Consider the following 14,743-nt stretch of genomic DNA (forward strand, 5'->3'; position numbering starts at 1 on the left):
TCAACTACGATCAGATCCAATATTTTGGTAAATTTCTCGATACACTGACACAACGCTCTCAATCGAGAAACCATTTAATATCCTGTCTCTATTTCTTATAGCAATATTTTTTCTTTCATGGCCCGAAAGTGAAAACATCAAAAGCATATTCTCAACCAACTCGCCAACATCTCTCGACTTGGAAACAAACCTCGCATCATCAAGAAGAAATGATGCATCCCCTACATCGGTTACAACACAAGGCAGCCCGGAAAGCATGGCCTCACCCAAAACATTAGGGAACCCTTCAGAGATAGAGTGAAGACAAAAAATGTCAAACCCCGACATCAGCCTGGCCACATCTGAGCGCTGACCAAGCAAGATACACTGGTCGGTTACACCCCATTGTTCCAGCAAGGCCAAAAGCTCCATATTAGAGCTGTCCAGCCCTCTCCCCACCATTACCAACCTCAAGTTCTGGCGAGTTTTCACCAAAGCACTCAAAGCAGCAATCATAGTTGCATGATCTTTTACAGGGTGATAACGACCGACCGTTCCAATTAAAATATCGCCTTCTTCTATTGACAGCTCAGATCTGACCTCATCTCTACAGTGCTCATTACCCAAAAAATCATTAACCAAAAAACCATTAGGAACTACCAGGGATTTCTTTTCACAGTATCCAAGCCGTTCATGAGCCAACCGGGATGCCTCTGCCGCGTAGATAATTTTCCGCGGTATAATATGTGAAAAAAAAGCACATACTCGCCTGAGCAACACCGTTGCCTTATTCCCTGCAAGTTCAATATTGGTACTTCTCACACACCAGACGACATTTCTTCTGCCGACCAAAAAAGCAGCCAATCCGCCGAGAAAGTCAGCATGATACATCCATGTATGCACCACATCAGGTTTAATACTTGCGACGATACGAAGAAGATTAAAAAAACAACCAGGGAGTGTCAGCAGGCCCTTTAACCCCAGAGAGCGAACCACAATTCCCCGCGCTGAAAGCTCCTCGCCTATCCTCCCCTTGGTGGTCAACGAAACAACCATATGCTCAACATTATCAGAGCTATTATTGATTAACCGCTGAAGCATGAGTTCAGCACCACCAACATTGAGGCCAACAATAACATGAAGAACTTTAATCACTTGCCCGCCTCTTATCTATGCCTTTTCTGAACATCGGAGAAAACCACAGATCCAGCAGGAACCACCATTTCGTCATCAACTCGAAGCGGGCCAATTACCTTGGCGCCAGCACCAATCAACACATTGTCTCCAATCGTAGGAGCACCGAGATTCTTCCTTGATCCGAAATTTGACCCAATTGTAACGTGGTGAAAAATCACACATCCATCCCCCACAACTGCCAACCCCGAAATAAAAACGCCAAAAAAACCGTGTTTAAAAACAACGGATTTACCAATCTGCGCGGAGAATGGGACCGAGCAACCAAAGACCAAACTCAGGCCACGAGATAACAAAAGGCACCAAATGTATGGAATCCAATAAAACCGCAATGTCTTTTTCTTCAACATCAAACAACGACCAAACCTGTAGTTCACCAATAGCAACACAGCCAAAAGCCCGGCTCTATGATTATTTTTTATATCGGACTTTATTATTTCAAACATCGAACTTTCTCAAGTAATCAATCATCGCTTCAGAGAAACATTTCTGGAGATCACTCCCTCCCTCCGTATACGCCCACTTATCCCCCACCATAGAATAAAACCCTGGAGAGTTAACCAGCGTATAGGGGCCAAAATTGGTAGCCTGATACTCTATCAAATAGCAAACCCCCGATGAAATTGCGATATCAAGCGAGGCATAGGGGGAATCCAGTCTTCTATAAACATCAGCGGCAAAAGAAAGCACTTCACAGGGGAGATCGCCAGAAACAGGGAACTCAAACATACCGCTACCACTTGCTTTAAAACTGTTTTTCCTCACCCCTCTCCTCAGGACAAAGTATTTATTGGCAAACACCAGGACTTTATAGTCACCAGCAAGGTCTGGAACAAACTGCTGAGAGACACTCAGACACTTCCCTTTATTTCGATAGCTGTATATAGCGTACTCACTAGGTGTCAGCTTTATTTTTCTAGCAAGATTAATAAGAAACCTCATTAGACCAACGCGAAACTTTCCTCTTACTTTTTTCAGGTCTTGCTCATGTTTAATTAACTCAACCCCTGCACTCCCGGCACCATTAGACGTTTTAAATACAAAAGGGTACTTTTTGGGGCCTTCATCTTTATGAAGGAAATATGTCCCCTCCAAGCCACCAAACCCCATTTTCTCTCTGTAAATTTGCTGAAAACCCTTGTTTTCATGCGCCATCAGCACATCCATTGATGGAACTACTTTACAAAACTTGGATGCCAAGTAAATGTGATCTTTGACATAGGTTCTTATATCAGGGTCGTCGGATGATGTATAAAAAACAACATCATCAGGCTTTAGATCCAAGCGAGGTATCTGGTCAACAGATATAACCTTCGCTGCATACCCGGAACACATTAAATCCTCAACTATTTCAGTGGCCGAAAGGGATTTCCAACTGGAGCCCGCGCTACCAAAAAAACCATTAGGCAGTGTTGCCACGTAAACATTGGGCTTCATACAAGCAAGCTCTTTCTGTAATAACAATATGAAATTACGGCCAGCAAAAACCTTGATCCGACCAAAACCAAGACAACCGCCATCAAATAAAACATCGGCACGAAAACCAACAGCATTAAAAGCCCTACTAAAGAAACAGTTAATGATATTTTTGCCGCAGCCTTTTCTTGACCCGCCAGCGGCATGTAACCCACACCATAAACCAAATAAAAAAAGCCAAATAAAATACTGGGAGAAAGCCACTCTAGCCAAATGGCAACCTGCGCCCCTTCCGTTGAATAAAGCAGAGTTGATATAAATTCAGAAAACACAAAAGTCATTAATGTAGCTACGCCGCCAATCAACAACATCAGCTTTGCAAAGTAGCCATGCCTAGACCTCATATCTACCGCTACATAAGGCAAAAATGCATTTGCAATAAGCCGCCCCAAAGTTATACACACCTCAACCACCCTCATCGCTGCACTATAAACACCCACAGCTGCCGGGGCGGCCACCAAACCCAGAATAAAAGTGGAGGAGTTGTTGTATAGGACAGGAGACACCTGCATAACAAAAACCGAGAACCCGGATTTAAAGCTGGACTTAACACCTTTCACCCCCCCCCCGGAAAAATTCACTTTTAGCAGTAACTTGACCAGGACCATGGAGAGAATCAGCGTGAGTAAGGCACTCGCAGCGTAAAGAGCATTAACATAAATGTAGTCATCTTCGCTTTGCACCAAGGCAAACAACGAGAAAACATACACTACCTTGGAAAAAGCCCCCAGCACTGCGACTAGCGTCATTCTCTCATGGCCGACAAACATCCAAACAGGCAGTGAAGACTGAAAAATCACCAGAAAAACGGCACCAAAAAAAAGCCATTCATCTACATTCATTAATGCGATCAGCATCGACGACAGAAGCAGCGTAAAAACCGATAAGATTCCAATCGCCGCCATGGTGTTGCTATATATCCTGGATACCTCTTCGCCACTCTCCCGGCACCTAGCGATATCTCTTGCCGCAGTAATATTGAACCCGTAATTGATTAACGCCCCGAAATATGCGGCAAATGAAAGAGAAAAGGCTATCAGCCCGAATTTTTCAAGCCCTACAACCCTCACGAGATACGGGGTTACCACCAGCGGCACGAGAACATCGACTCCCTTTAAGGAAAGTAGGGAGAACATGTTTTTCACAACGCGCCGCTTGGCTTGGTCCATCATGTCAAGTCACTTACATACCAAGGCATGGCCTTGCCGATGCCATCGTAGATGCGATATGCAGGCTCATATCCCAATCTTTCCTTCGACTTATTTATATCCGCCTGAGAATGACGCACATCGCCAGCACGGAAGTCTCGGTACGCGGGGTCCTTTCCGTATTGGACCCCACATTCGTTCAAGGCCACTTTTAACGCATCAAATAGTGTGTTCAGCGTGGTTCTATCACCCAGCGCCACGTTATAGACCTGGCTTTTAGCATCATCTTGTGCTGTAGCGGCCAGCAGATTGATCTGCACCACGTTTTCGATAAAGCAGAAGTCGCGGCTGGTTTCGCCATCGCCGTTGATGAAGACCTCTTCGCCCTTGATCATGGCGGCGGTCCATTTGGGGATGACGGCGGCGTAGGCGCCGTTGGGGTCTTGCCGTTTGCCGAACACGTTGAAGTAGCGCAGGCCGATGGTGTTGAAGCCGTAGGTGCGGGCGAAGACATCGGCATAGAGTTCGTTAACGTATTTGGTGACGGCATAGGGTGACAGGGGCTTGCCGATCTTGTCTTCGACTTTGGGCAGGCCTGGGTGGTCGCCATAGGTGGAGCTGGAGGCGGCGTAGGTGAAGCTTTCGACGCCTTCATCCTTGGCTGCCACCAGCATGTTCAGAAAACCATCGATATTAGCCTGATTGGTGGTGATTGGGTCTTCAATGGAACGGGGTACGGAGCCCAGCGCTGCCTGGTGGAGAACGTAGTCTGCGCCAGTGACGGCTTTTTTACAGTCTTCGAGGTTGCGGATGTCGCCTTCGATGAAGGTGAAGCGAGTCCATTGCTCTCGGGTAACTTCGCCTTGCACTTCGACAAGGTTGTGCTGGTGGCCGGTAGCGAAGTTGTCCAGGCCGATGACAGTTTGGTCCAGCTGCAGCAGGGTTTCCAGCAGGTTGGAGCCAATAAAACCTGCTACGCCTGTGATGAGCCAGGTTTTGGGGTTGGCTTTCAAATCTGCTTGCACTTTTTCGTAGCGGGTTGTCATGTTGGTTCCATTCGTTTGTTCGTTATCTAGCTGCGAGCTACTAGCTGTGAGCTTCGAGCTGCGAGCTATGAGCTGCAAGCTACAAGCTACAAGGGAAGTCAAAGGCGGGGTACCGCCCTGGGCTTCGCCCCTTTGTCCTGGCCCTTCGGGCCCCGCCTGCGGCGGTTCGCACCTCAAGTGGTGCTCCTACAGCGATATGTTCGCTTCGCTCGCCCGTTCGGGATATTCGCCTCTCAAGCGAGGCTCCTACATTTAGTTCTTCGCCTGCAGGCAGGCTCCTACGGTTCTTTCTTTTCCTTGTAGCTTGTAGCTTGAACCTCGTGGCTCGTAGCTCATAGCTCATCGCTGCTTTTACAGCCGCAGGTCTACCTCTTCCTTTGGCAGGGTGTATTTCAGGTCGTAGAGGATGTGTTCGGGTTTGCCGAAACCTCTGATGTCCTGTGCGCCCATGGCTTTGAACTGGCTGTGGCCTACTGCCAGAAGGATAGCGTCGTAAGCGCCCTGCTCCGGTTTTTCTACCGGGGTGATGCCGTATTCGTGTTCGGATTCTGCCGGGTTGATCCAGGGGTCGTGAACATCGACCTGGATGTTGTAGTCCTGCAGTTCATTCACCACATCCACCACACGGGTGTTGCGCAGGTCCGGGCAGTTCTCTTTGAAGGTAAGGCCCATGACCAATACCCGGGCACCGTTGACCTGGATGCAGCGGTTGAGCATGGCTTTTACCAGTTCGCTGGCCACGTGACGGCCCATGCCGTCGTTGATGCGGCGGCCGGAGAGAATGATTTCCGGGTGGTAGCCAATGGCCTGAGCCTTGTGGGTGAGGTAGTACGGGTCTACCCCGATGCAGTGGCCGCCCACCAGGCCGGGGCGGAACGGCAGGAAGTTCCATTTGGTGCCGGCGGCTTGCAGCACTTCTTCAGTATCGATGCCCATTCGAGTGAAGATCATGGACAGTTCGTTGATCAGCGCGATGTTGAGATCGCGCTGGGTATTTTCGATTACCTTGGCGGCTTCGGCTACACGGATGCTGGAGGCCTTGTGGGTGCCGGCGGCGATGATGGAGCCGTAGAGTTGATCGACCAGTTCGGCAATTTCAGGCGTAGAGCCGGAGGTCACCTTGGTGATGGTGGTGACGCGGTGCTCCTTGTCGCCCGGGTTGATGCGCTCCGGGCTGTAGCCGGCAAAAAAATCCTTGTTGAAGGTAAGGCCGGAGACTCGCTCCAGTACAGGAACACAATCTTCTTCAGTGGCGCCGGGGTAAACGGTCGATTCGTAGATGACGATGTCGCCGCGCTTAAGCGTTTTGCCGATGGTTTCGGAAGCCTTGATCAGCGGGGTGAGATCCGGGCGTTTGTGCTCATCGATGGGAGTAGGCACCGTGACGATGTAGACGTTGCAGTCGTTCAGGGCGGCAGGATCGGCGCTGAAGGAAAGCTGGCTGGCGCTGGCCAGTTCGTCGTTGTCCACTTCCAGGGTAGCATCGTGGCCCGCGTTGAGGGCATCGATGCGCGACTGGTTGATGTCGAAGCCCACCACCGCGCGGTGCTTGCCGAATTCCACGGCGAGAGGTAACCCCACGTAACCCAGGCCGATGATGGCCAATTTGATGTTTGCCAATTCCATTTCGCTGTCCTGTCCGGCTATGGTGCTGGTTTGGTGTTCTGTGTTGCCGAGCTTACCGATTTCGCCGGTCTCGCCAATTTCGCCGTAGGAGCCTGCCTGCAGGCGATCCTGTGAAGCTACTAGCTACTAGCTATGAGCTGCGAGCTTCGAGGAAAAGCAAAAAACAGGGCTTCCGCCCTCGGGCTTCGCCCGAATCGCCATGCAAGCATAGCGAAGTTTTTTCCCTTTGTAGGAGTTCCGGTTATTCGCTGCGCTCACCCCTTCGGGGCCGCACTTCGTGCGTTCCTTCGCTGCGCTTGGTGAGGGACGAAGGGTTTGCTTTACCCGCTGGTGCGGGTGAAAACCTGGCCCTTCGGGCCCCGCCTCGGCGGTTCGCGCCTCAAGCGGCGCTCCTACATAAAACCTTTGCCTGCAGGCATACCCTGACGAGCACAGAGGGCTCCTACGGTTCTGTCTTTTCCTCGCAGCTCGTAGCTCAAAGCTCGCAGCTGCTTTCCCTTAATCGTTGCTTTTGCCGTATTCGTAGGCGTAATAGCCGTATTCGTTGGTGGCGCGGCGCTCCATGCAGTTGAGGATGGCGCCTTTGATTTCCACCTTGTTCTGGGCAAAACGCGTGAGCGCAATATCCACTTCCTTCACGCTGTTGATGCCATAGCGGGTAACCAGCAGGCTGCTGCCCGCCAGCTGGCCGACGATGGCGGCATCGGTAACAGCCAGGATGGGCGGGGTATCGATCAACACCAGGTCGTATTCGCTGCTCAGGGTATCCACCAGTTGTTTCAATCGTGCTTGCATCAGCAATTCAGAAGGATTGGGCGGCACCTGGCCACGGGAAATGAACGATAAATTTGCCGTAGCCGTTGCCTGGAGGATGTCTTGCGGCTGAACTTGGCCGGAAAGGTAATCAGACAGGCCTTTCTCATTGCCACCGCCAAAGTAGCGATGCATGTGCCCTTTGCGCAGGTCCGCATCCACAATCACGACCTTCTGGCCCGCTTGCGCCAGCACAGCCCCCAGATTGGCCGCGATAAAGGATTTCCCCACCCCCGGGCTGGGGCCGGAAATCATCAGTACTTTGTTGTTGGCTTCCAGCATGGCGAAATGCAGGCTGGTGCGCAGGCTGCGCAAAGCTTCTACGGCCAGATCTTCGGGGACGGTTGTCGCCAGCAGCGGGATGGTTTTCTGCACCTGTTTGCGTTTGCGGCGCAGCAGGGCAAGGCGATCGGTTTTGGACTGGGCCTCCGATATCGGCACGGCGGCGTAGACGGAGATACCCTGCTCTTCGAGCTGATCCGGGGTTTCAATGCCTTTATTGAAGGCCGCCTTGAGCAGAACAATGCCGATGGAGCCCATGGCCCCCAGCATGGCGGCCAGGATGGCGATGAGCGCCTTCTTCGGCTTGACGGCCCCAGGCTGAACCATGGCCTGATCGATAATGCGCACGCTACCTACCGTGCCCGCCTTCATGATGCGCAGCTCTTGCACCTTGTTGAGCAGGCCCACATAAATTTCCTGATTCACTTCCACATCGCGCATCAGGCGCAGGACTTCCTGCTGGGTTTCCGGCAGCTCCTTGATCTGGTTATTGAGCTGCTGCCTTTCCTGCTCCAGGGAGCCTCGCTGCTGAATGAGGGTGCGGTAGGCCGGGTGCTCGCGGGTAAAGCGGGCGGCAATTTCGCTTTCCTTGATTTTCAGCTCGTTGAGCTTGGCTTCGATGGCAACCAGGCGCTCCAGCACGGACTGGGTTTCCAGGGTGAGATCAACGGATTCACTTTCCAGCCGGTACTGGTTGAGCTTCTCTTCGGCTTCGGTGAGCTTGCCCTTGATTTCCGGCAGCTGGTTATCAAGGAACTTCAGGCTGTTTTCCGCTTCGGCCGACATGCGCTTGATATTCTGCAGCAGGTAGGTTTCCGAAATGGCATCGAGAATTTTCTGGATGCGAGCCTTGTGGGAACCGGTGATGGCCATGGCCATGATGCCGGTGGACTTGCCTTGCTCGCTGATGGAAAGCCGACTACGTAACCGGTTTACGGCTTCTGCCATCGGCTGCTGAACCAGAACCAGCGGCTCGTTGCCGTATTGCCATTCGCCCAGCTCAAGGGTAATTCGGCCATCTTCGCTTTTGATCGGTGTACCCAGGGGAGCGGTGCCCACCATCTGACCATTGAAGTACAGGGCGGGCTGGCCGTTTTCGGCGATCAGGGTGAAGGCTCTGCCCTGCAGACTCTCCGGCACGCTGAACTGTGTGATGGTGACAAAGGTTTCGCTGTCACGGTAACCGGCAAACAGGGGTTTGGGCAGGAATTCTGCTGCGGGTGCCGCGGCGCCCAGGCTGCCGATCAGGGGCAACCGATCCGGCTTTACCTCGATATTCATCTGCAGCTGTTCGATCACCTGGCCCAGCACCATCCGCGAGCGGATGATCTGGATTTCCGCATCGGCCGAGGATTCTTCGGTGAACAGTTCGTTCAGTTCCGAGAAACCGGGCACCCCACCCTGCTTGTCTTCGACTTGCAGCAAGGCATCGGCTTTATAGATGGGAGTGGCGAGCAGGCCATAGGCGGCACCAAGCACAAAGGCCAGCACGGTGGTGCCGATAATCACCCAGCGGTGGTCTACCAGCAGGCCCCACAGGCGATGAAGGTCGATTTCGTCTGCCATAGCGGAAGCCTGATGTTGGCGTTGTGTCATGCTGCTGTTGTCTGCCATTCAATCGATATCCGTTAGTCTTTTCCCGTAGGCGTATGCCTGCAGGCGATTTTTTCAAGCTGCAGGCCTCACGCTATGAGCCACTAGCTACGAGCTTTGAGGAAAAGCAAAGACTGGGCTTCCGCCCAATTCGCCTCTTATACCCTGACGAGCACAGTGGGCTCCTACGGGTTTTGTCTTTTCCTCGCAGCTCATAGCTAGTCGCTCGCAGCTGCCCTACAGTTTTTCCGACCAGGCCTGTGTGGCGGCCTGCATCATTGGGTAGATCCTTTCAAAGGCGTCACGGCCGCGTTTGTACGGGTCCGGGATATCGTGCTTGCCGTTCCAGTGGCTCAGCAGGAAGGTTTTGCCGCTCGCTTCCGGGTAACTTTGCGCCAGGCGTTCTTTCTGACGGCTTTCCATGACCAGGATCAGGTCACTATCGCGACAGATCTCGCTACTCAGCTTGCGGGCGGTATGCTCGCCGCATACCAGACCATTGTCTTCTGCCACCGCTCGGGCGGTGGGCTCCATGCCCTGCCCCACCAGGCCGATCAGCCCCGCGGACGAAATCGTCTTTTCCGGCTTGAGAACCTGCAGCATGAAGGCCACGGTGGGGCTGCGGCAGATGTTGCCATCGCAGACCACCAGAATACGGTTAAACATTATTCGTCCAGATCCCGTACACGGTCTGTTGCCAGCGCACCATAGTAGATGGTCTGGAAGGTGGGCAGGATCTGTTTCACTACCCGGTTCCAGCGAGACAGCGGCGCGGCGGTGACATAGACGATGTCGCGGCGTTGCAGCGGGAAGCTGTCGGCCAGAATCAGGGCGGTGGCGTCTTTGGCGTTGAGTTGATACAGATCGACCAGATGCTCGCTGCCTGGCGGGGCGCGACGGACCACGAAGATGCCGGAGGCGTCAGCGATTTCCTGGTTGTAGCCGCCGCTGGCAGACAAGGCTTCCACCAGACTCAGGCCATTGCGGGTCATGGGTACCGGTTGGGCTTGCATGACTTCGCCCATGACAAAGACCTTGTTGTCAGCGTTGCTGGCCACATGCACTACGTCGCCTTCTTTCAGCAGTACATTGTGGGCCGGGTTGCCTTCCTGGTAGACGGCGCGCAGGGACAGACGATATTCCTTGCTTTCCCGGGTGAGGGTGACATCAGTCCAGTCGGCAAATTCGGTGACGCCACCGGAAGCATTCACGGCATCCAGAAGTCGCAGGGGCACGTTGGTAACAGGATAGGCACCGGGCTGTTTCACGGCGCCAGTGACGTAAACCTTTTGGCTGCGAAACGCTGCTACGGTGACATCTACCTGCGGGTTTTCAATGTATTCGGCAATTCGGCTGGCGATCAGATCCCGGATTTCGGTAACACGCAGGCCTTCTACCTGAATCTTGCCCACATAGGGATAAAAGATGTTGCCGTCGTTATGCACCCAGTTACCGGATTCCGAGGGGCTGCGCATGGAGCCTGCAGGGATGGTGAGTTCCGGGTGATCCCAAACGGTGATTTGCAGTACATCCCCGATGCCGACCACGTAATCATAGGATTCGGGTTCGGACAGCAGCTCGCTGGCGGGCTCAGGCTTGTGCTGCTGTTCCTGACGCAGGATATTGGTGGTGATGGCGTGGACTTTCACCGTATCGGGCAGCGGCTCGGCATCGTCGCTGCCGTCATCATCCTGGAACCAGCCCTGGTTTGGCGAGATGTGGGAGCCGGGCACAAGGGTGCAGCCTGCCATCAGGACGAAACCGGAAACCAACAAACCTTTAACCAATGCGTTCATTGCAGTCTTCATTATCTTTATGGATTACCACGCAAAATCCCGGGTCCACTGTAGCCCGGCAGTCCAGCGTTCACGTTCTTCAAAGGGAGTCACAATGGGCTCATCACTGGCGGAGAGAAGCCAGTGGGCCGTTCCACCCAGCAGGGGGTGGCCAATACGCATTTCCGCCAGTGCCACATCCTGCTCCTCGACAGATTGCAGGATTGCGGCACCGCCGTCTGGTACCACAGCACGAATCACACCTTCCTTATTGAGCGTCGCCTGGCTGAGATTCAGGGCGATGGTCAGGTTGTTGGTGAAGTACTGCTGAATACCCAGGGTCACCGCGCGGGCGTCACCTTCCCAGGTGCTGGCCAGATTACGGCCGTGGTAACGAAAACCACTCTGGTAGGTGCCGTGTTCGTACATGGTGTTATAGCGGCGCTCGCTGATCCAGCTGCCGGCCACGGTTTCGGTGGCTTCGACAAACCAGCGCTGGGTGCCCTTGCCGATGCCGGTGACCATATCGAGGCCTGCCAGGGCATCGAATTTGGAGGGCAGATTGCCGGCTTCGTCTTCGCCCATGAACTGGCCGTAAAGCCCCATGGGGATGTGACCCGGCGCCATGGAGAGACGGAAATCGAACCCGGCAATCTGGTTGCTGGGATCTTCGTCCGGTTCCAGGCCGCTGGTTTCGCCGTTATCCCTGCCTATAAAGGCATTCCAGAAGGCCTTCATGTCCTGTGGCCGCCCTTCCCCGCCCCATTGGGCGAGACGTGAGAGGCCAATCTGCAGGGAATCCAGTGGCTTGAAGACAAAACGCGCTCCCAGCAACTTGGCATCGGGGATGGCGCGATCCTCTTCCAGCTGGCCGGCGATGACCTGCAAGTCCCAGGGGCCAATCCAGCGTAGCCACGGACTTTCCGGCGCAGCAAGCACATGGCGGGACAGCCACACGCCGGGTACCGGGCGGGCGTTGTTGGAGAGCGCCAGAGAGCTTTGCCAGCCCGGCCCCCACCAGCGGTCTACCGCGCCCACGCCCAGCTGCCAGTTGCCCATGACGGCAGCGAGGTAGGAGTCATCGAAGCGCAGGTGCTGATCGTCACGCTCGCCATCGGCGTAACTCACGGCCAGCCGCCCGGACCAGTGTTCGCCGGTGCCGTACAGGGCCAACTGGCCGGTGAAGGTGTCTTCCGGCTGGCTGTCGAAGCTGGTGTAGAGCGGTTCCTGATTGGCGCCACCGAGGGTGATAGATACCCCCCGGGTATTGGCGCGGGCGGCGTCATGGCCAGCCTGCAGGTATTGAAAGTGTGAGCTACTGGCACAGGCTTGCGCCTGGGCTTCCGGCAGCCTGGCCTGCGCCTGGCGTGCCGCTTTCATTACCGCCGCCCAGCTCATGGGCCAGGTGAGGGTCAGGCCGTTGAGGCAGCCCTGGGTTTGCAGGGTTTCGATGTGATGCCGGGCGGTGAGATCGCCGGTGGGTACCCAGGGACTGGCCGCATGGGCGCCGGACACACCCAACCCTAAAAGGGTTGCGATCCAGTAGCGTGCGCGACGGGGTACTCTCACAAAGGACATCCTATCCTGATGGTTACGACTGAAGGGTCGCATTATGGCGGCAAATTTTTGTCATCTATATGACAAGAAGCCGCATTTTACAGAGTGTTTACGGGAATGCGAATGGTTTACCGGGAATATCTGAAACAAATTCAGAGTCGAAACGTGTCATCCCCTAGGTGAGGGATGAGGTGCCTAAAGGTGGGGATCATTCACTGGGCCAGTGCTCAAAATCACGGCGAGACTGGACCTTGGAGGAGCCATTGGCGGGGCTGCCGGGAAGTGCTGAAGGCTGCCCGGCGTGATCGCCAATGCCGGGGCAACGCCATTCAGCTAGTTGGGCTCAGGCCATTGCTGGGGAACCATCTGGAGGCTCTCGAGGCTGTAGCCCTGATCCTTGGCCACTCGCTTCAGCTTCTCGAGCGCTTCTACATTGATCTGCGGCTGGCGAGCCATGATCCACAGGTAATCCCGCTTTTGTCTGCCAATTACGGTGTATTGGTAGTCGTCATCCACGTAGATCACCCGATAATCAGCCTTGAAGGGCCAGATGAAGCGCATCCCCCAGATGGCCGGGTTTTCCGGACTCACAAAGCCGGTGGGCGTCATCTGCTTGAACTCACCATTAAAGCTGTTCTTGCGGAAGGTGAAGGTGGTGGCGACCTTGTTGGGGCCGATCCGTGTGTAGCTTTCCATGGCATTGTGAGCGCCCTTTTCAGGGAGGGTGGGAATGTTTGCAATCACATACCAATCGCCCATGAACCGATCCAGGTCGAACGGGTTCGCCACGTTAATGGGATCTTCAGGAAGAGATTGACAGGCTTGCAACATAAACAGACTCGCGATTAGCAATATCCAGCGCATAGTAAGCTCCAACAGTTTCACCAGTATTGCGCTACACAGGACAAGACGGGGTGAAGGGGCTACCGCCCGCGGCCTGCGGCCGGATCGCCATGCAAGCATGGCTCCTACAATGAGTGCGACGCCTTTCGTAGGAGCTATGCTTGCATGGCGATCAACCCACCTCACAACCACGCCGCGTTCCAGTAGGGGTAATCCCCCACCCGCTCGACAAGTCCTGCGCGCAGCGGGTTGGCAATGACGTATCGGGCGGTGGGCAGCAGGTCAGTCTCCTGCCGAAGGGCGTGATCATGGAATCCCTTTTGCCACAGAGATAACCCCGCCAGCCGGGAGGTTTTGCTTTTCAGCATTCGGACGGTCTGGTCCAGGGAATAGCGCTGCTTCAGGGAAAACATCCAGTGGCAGTGATCAGGCATGACCACGTAGCACCAGTTATGGCAGGCACCGAGCGACTCAAGATCGGTCATTATTCTGCCCACCAGCCGCGCCCGACCGTGATCTTCAAAAAAGGGATAGCGGTGCCGGGTCGCAATGGTGACCAGGTAGGCCTGATATGGCTGGGAGACCCGCCCTTTTCGCAGGTTCTGGCTTTGATGTTCTGTTTTCATGCATCCGAGTGTGTGGCTCAGAGTCACGGACAGAAATCAGCGATATCAGAAGTCGTCGTCCGTGATGGCGTCAAATGACGTCAGCGAAGTGCTTTGTTTTCTGTAGGTGAGCAGCTTGGAGGGTTGTCCCGCCACGCGGGCTGAAACTTCAAGGGCGGTTCCGGTATTGAGAACAAGCGGGCTTGCGCCCTCTGCCTGCGGCAGGATCGCCATGCGAGCATAGCTCCTACGAAGAAGGAAAGGCCTGCGTCAGGTTTGAGAGTGTTGGTTGCTCAATGGTTCTGAGCATCATTAACCGGATGTCCAACCCGCTAGCTTTGGCCAGATTTTGTAGGAGCCGATGCTTGCCATGGCGATGCTTTACCGTCGGGAAAACCGTAGAAAACGTTTTAACGCACAGGTTGAGAGGGCCGTTTGGGTTGGCGATGTCCGTGGGGGATCGCCATGCGAGCATGGCTCCTACGAAGGGCAGGCCTGCGCCAGAATGATAGGGTTTGGTTGCTGAATCGCTCTGTGCTCATTGACCGGCTGTCTAACCCGCCAGCGCCTTGGCCGGGTTTTGTAGGAGCCGATGCTTGCCATGGCGATGCTTTACCGCCGGGAAAAACCGTAGAAGACGTTTTAACGCACAGGTTGAGTGGGTGCGTTTGGGTTGGCGATGCCCGGGGTTGATCGCCATGCGAGCATAGCTCCTACGAAAGGCAGGCCTGTGCCAGATATTGAGGCGTTGCTTTCTGAGGCGCGGGGTAATGCAGCCAGGAATACGGATTCGCCATGCGAACAGG

The 14,743-nt window shown here is 54.4% G+C and carries 13 protein-coding genes; all 13 read right to left on the reverse strand.

The genetic code is table 11. From position 1 onward, the window contains the following. Complete coding sequence (locus tag GFN93_RS17590) at window positions 1-1,134, reverse strand: glycosyltransferase family 4 protein (RefSeq protein ID WP_153501657.1); 1,134 nt, start codon at window positions 1,132-1,134, stop codon at window positions 1-3. Between the two features lie 11 nt (window positions 1,135-1,145). After that, window positions 1,146-1,619: an LbetaH domain-containing protein gene (locus GFN93_RS14095; RefSeq protein ID WP_153501658.1), complete on the reverse strand. Its 474-nt coding sequence runs from the start codon at window positions 1,617-1,619 to the stop codon at window positions 1,146-1,148. Continuing rightward, window positions 1,612-2,610 (reverse strand): ATP-grasp domain-containing protein, encoded by a 999-nt coding sequence (locus tag GFN93_RS14100; protein WP_153501659.1) that lies wholly within the window; start codon window positions 2,608-2,610, stop codon window positions 1,612-1,614. The genes GFN93_RS14095 and GFN93_RS14100 overlap by 8 nt, the downstream gene beginning before the upstream one ends. Next, the gene (locus tag GFN93_RS14105) at window positions 2,607-3,821 is read right to left on the reverse strand and encodes an oligosaccharide flippase family protein (RefSeq protein ID WP_153501660.1); all 1,215 of its coding nucleotides are present in this window, start codon (window positions 3,819-3,821) and stop codon (window positions 2,607-2,609) included. The genes GFN93_RS14100 and GFN93_RS14105 overlap by 4 nt, the downstream gene beginning before the upstream one ends. Then, the gene (locus GFN93_RS14110; protein WP_153501661.1) at window positions 3,818-4,843 is read right to left on the reverse strand and encodes an NAD-dependent epimerase/dehydratase family protein; all 1,026 of its coding nucleotides are present in this window, start codon (window positions 4,841-4,843) and stop codon (window positions 3,818-3,820) included. Before GFN93_RS14110 ends, GFN93_RS14105 begins: the two co-directional genes overlap by 4 nt. 351 nt (window positions 4,844-5,194) lie before the next feature. Continuing rightward, window positions 5,195-6,469, reverse strand: a complete 1,275-nt coding sequence (tviB, locus tag GFN93_RS14115) for a Vi polysaccharide biosynthesis UDP-N-acetylglucosamine C-6 dehydrogenase TviB (protein WP_153501662.1) — start codon at window positions 6,467-6,469, stop codon at window positions 5,195-5,197. A 498-nt stretch (window positions 6,470-6,967) separates the two neighbouring features. Then, window positions 6,968-9,178: a polysaccharide biosynthesis tyrosine autokinase gene (locus tag GFN93_RS14120; RefSeq protein ID WP_235901857.1), complete on the reverse strand. Its 2,211-nt coding sequence runs from the start codon at window positions 9,176-9,178 to the stop codon at window positions 6,968-6,970. Window positions 9,179-9,394: 216 nt separating this feature from the next. Further along, the gene (locus GFN93_RS14125; protein WP_153501663.1) at window positions 9,395-9,823 is read right to left on the reverse strand and encodes an arsenate reductase/protein-tyrosine-phosphatase family protein; all 429 of its coding nucleotides are present in this window, start codon (window positions 9,821-9,823) and stop codon (window positions 9,395-9,397) included. Next, the gene (locus GFN93_RS14130; protein WP_153501664.1) at window positions 9,823-10,953 is read right to left on the reverse strand and encodes a polysaccharide export protein; all 1,131 of its coding nucleotides are present in this window, start codon (window positions 10,951-10,953) and stop codon (window positions 9,823-9,825) included. Before GFN93_RS14130 ends, GFN93_RS14125 begins: the two co-directional genes overlap by 1 nt. Before the next feature lie 24 nt (window positions 10,954-10,977). After that, window positions 10,978-12,510 carry a capsule assembly Wzi family protein gene (locus GFN93_RS14135; protein WP_153501665.1) on the reverse strand — a complete coding sequence of 511 codons (1,533 nt, stop codon included), beginning with the start codon at window positions 12,508-12,510 and terminating at the stop codon, window positions 10,978-10,980. 312 nt (window positions 12,511-12,822) lie between these two features. Next, window positions 12,823-13,353, reverse strand: a complete 531-nt coding sequence (locus GFN93_RS14140; protein WP_153501666.1) for a lipocalin family protein — start codon at window positions 13,351-13,353, stop codon at window positions 12,823-12,825. 161 nt (window positions 13,354-13,514) lie between these two features. Further along, window positions 13,515-13,958 carry an REP-associated tyrosine transposase gene (locus tag GFN93_RS14145; RefSeq protein ID WP_153501667.1) on the reverse strand — a complete coding sequence of 148 codons (444 nt, stop codon included), beginning with the start codon at window positions 13,956-13,958 and terminating at the stop codon, window positions 13,515-13,517. A 45-nt stretch (window positions 13,959-14,003) separates the two neighbouring features. Then, window positions 14,004-14,171 carry a hypothetical protein gene (locus tag GFN93_RS14150; RefSeq protein ID WP_153501668.1) on the reverse strand — a complete coding sequence of 56 codons (168 nt, stop codon included), beginning with the start codon at window positions 14,169-14,171 and terminating at the stop codon, window positions 14,004-14,006. Between the last annotated feature and the right edge of the window lie 572 nt (window positions 14,172-14,743).

The organism is Alcanivorax sediminis (assembly GCF_009601165.1).
Classification (GTDB): domain Bacteria; phylum Pseudomonadota; class Gammaproteobacteria; order Pseudomonadales; family Alcanivoracaceae; genus Alcanivorax; species Alcanivorax sediminis.

What these genes read in the sequence shown, in the direction of transcription:
- GFN93_RS14095 (WP_153501658.1), bottom strand. Translation starts at nt 1,619, where the DNA reads ATGTTTGAAATAATAAAGTCCGATATAAAAAATAATCATAGAGCCGGG.
- GFN93_RS14100 (WP_153501659.1), bottom strand. Translation starts at nt 2,610, where the DNA reads ATGAAGCCCAATGTTTACGTGGCAACACTGCCTAATGGTTTTTTTGGT.
- GFN93_RS14105 (WP_153501660.1), bottom strand. Translation starts at nt 3,821, where the DNA reads ATGATGGACCAAGCCAAGCGGCGCGTTGTGAAAAACATGTTCTCCCTA.
- GFN93_RS14110 (WP_153501661.1), bottom strand. Translation starts at nt 4,843, where the DNA reads ATGACAACCCGCTACGAAAAAGTGCAAGCAGATTTGAAAGCCAACCCC.
- tviB (WP_153501662.1), bottom strand. Translation starts at nt 6,469, where the DNA reads ATGGAATTGGCAAACATCAAATTGGCCATCATCGGCCTGGGTTACGTG.
- GFN93_RS14120 (WP_235901857.1), bottom strand. Translation starts at nt 9,178, where the DNA reads ATGGCAGACAACAGCAGCATGACACAACGCCAACATCAGGCTTCCGCT.
- GFN93_RS14125 (WP_153501663.1), bottom strand. Translation starts at nt 9,823, where the DNA reads ATGTTTAACCGTATTCTGGTGGTCTGCGATGGCAACATCTGCCGCAGC.
- GFN93_RS14130 (WP_153501664.1), bottom strand. Translation starts at nt 10,953, where the DNA reads ATGAACGCATTGGTTAAAGGTTTGTTGGTTTCCGGTTTCGTCCTGATG.
- GFN93_RS14135 (WP_153501665.1), bottom strand. Translation starts at nt 12,510, where the DNA reads ATGTCCTTTGTGAGAGTACCCCGTCGCGCACGCTACTGGATCGCAACC.
- GFN93_RS14140 (WP_153501666.1), bottom strand. Translation starts at nt 13,353, where the DNA reads ATGCGCTGGATATTGCTAATCGCGAGTCTGTTTATGTTGCAAGCCTGT.
- GFN93_RS14145 (WP_153501667.1), bottom strand. Translation starts at nt 13,958, where the DNA reads ATGAAAACAGAACATCAAAGCCAGAACCTGCGAAAAGGGCGGGTCTCC.
- GFN93_RS14150 (WP_153501668.1), bottom strand. Translation starts at nt 14,171, where the DNA reads ATGGCGATCCTGCCGCAGGCAGAGGGCGCAAGCCCGCTTGTTCTCAAT.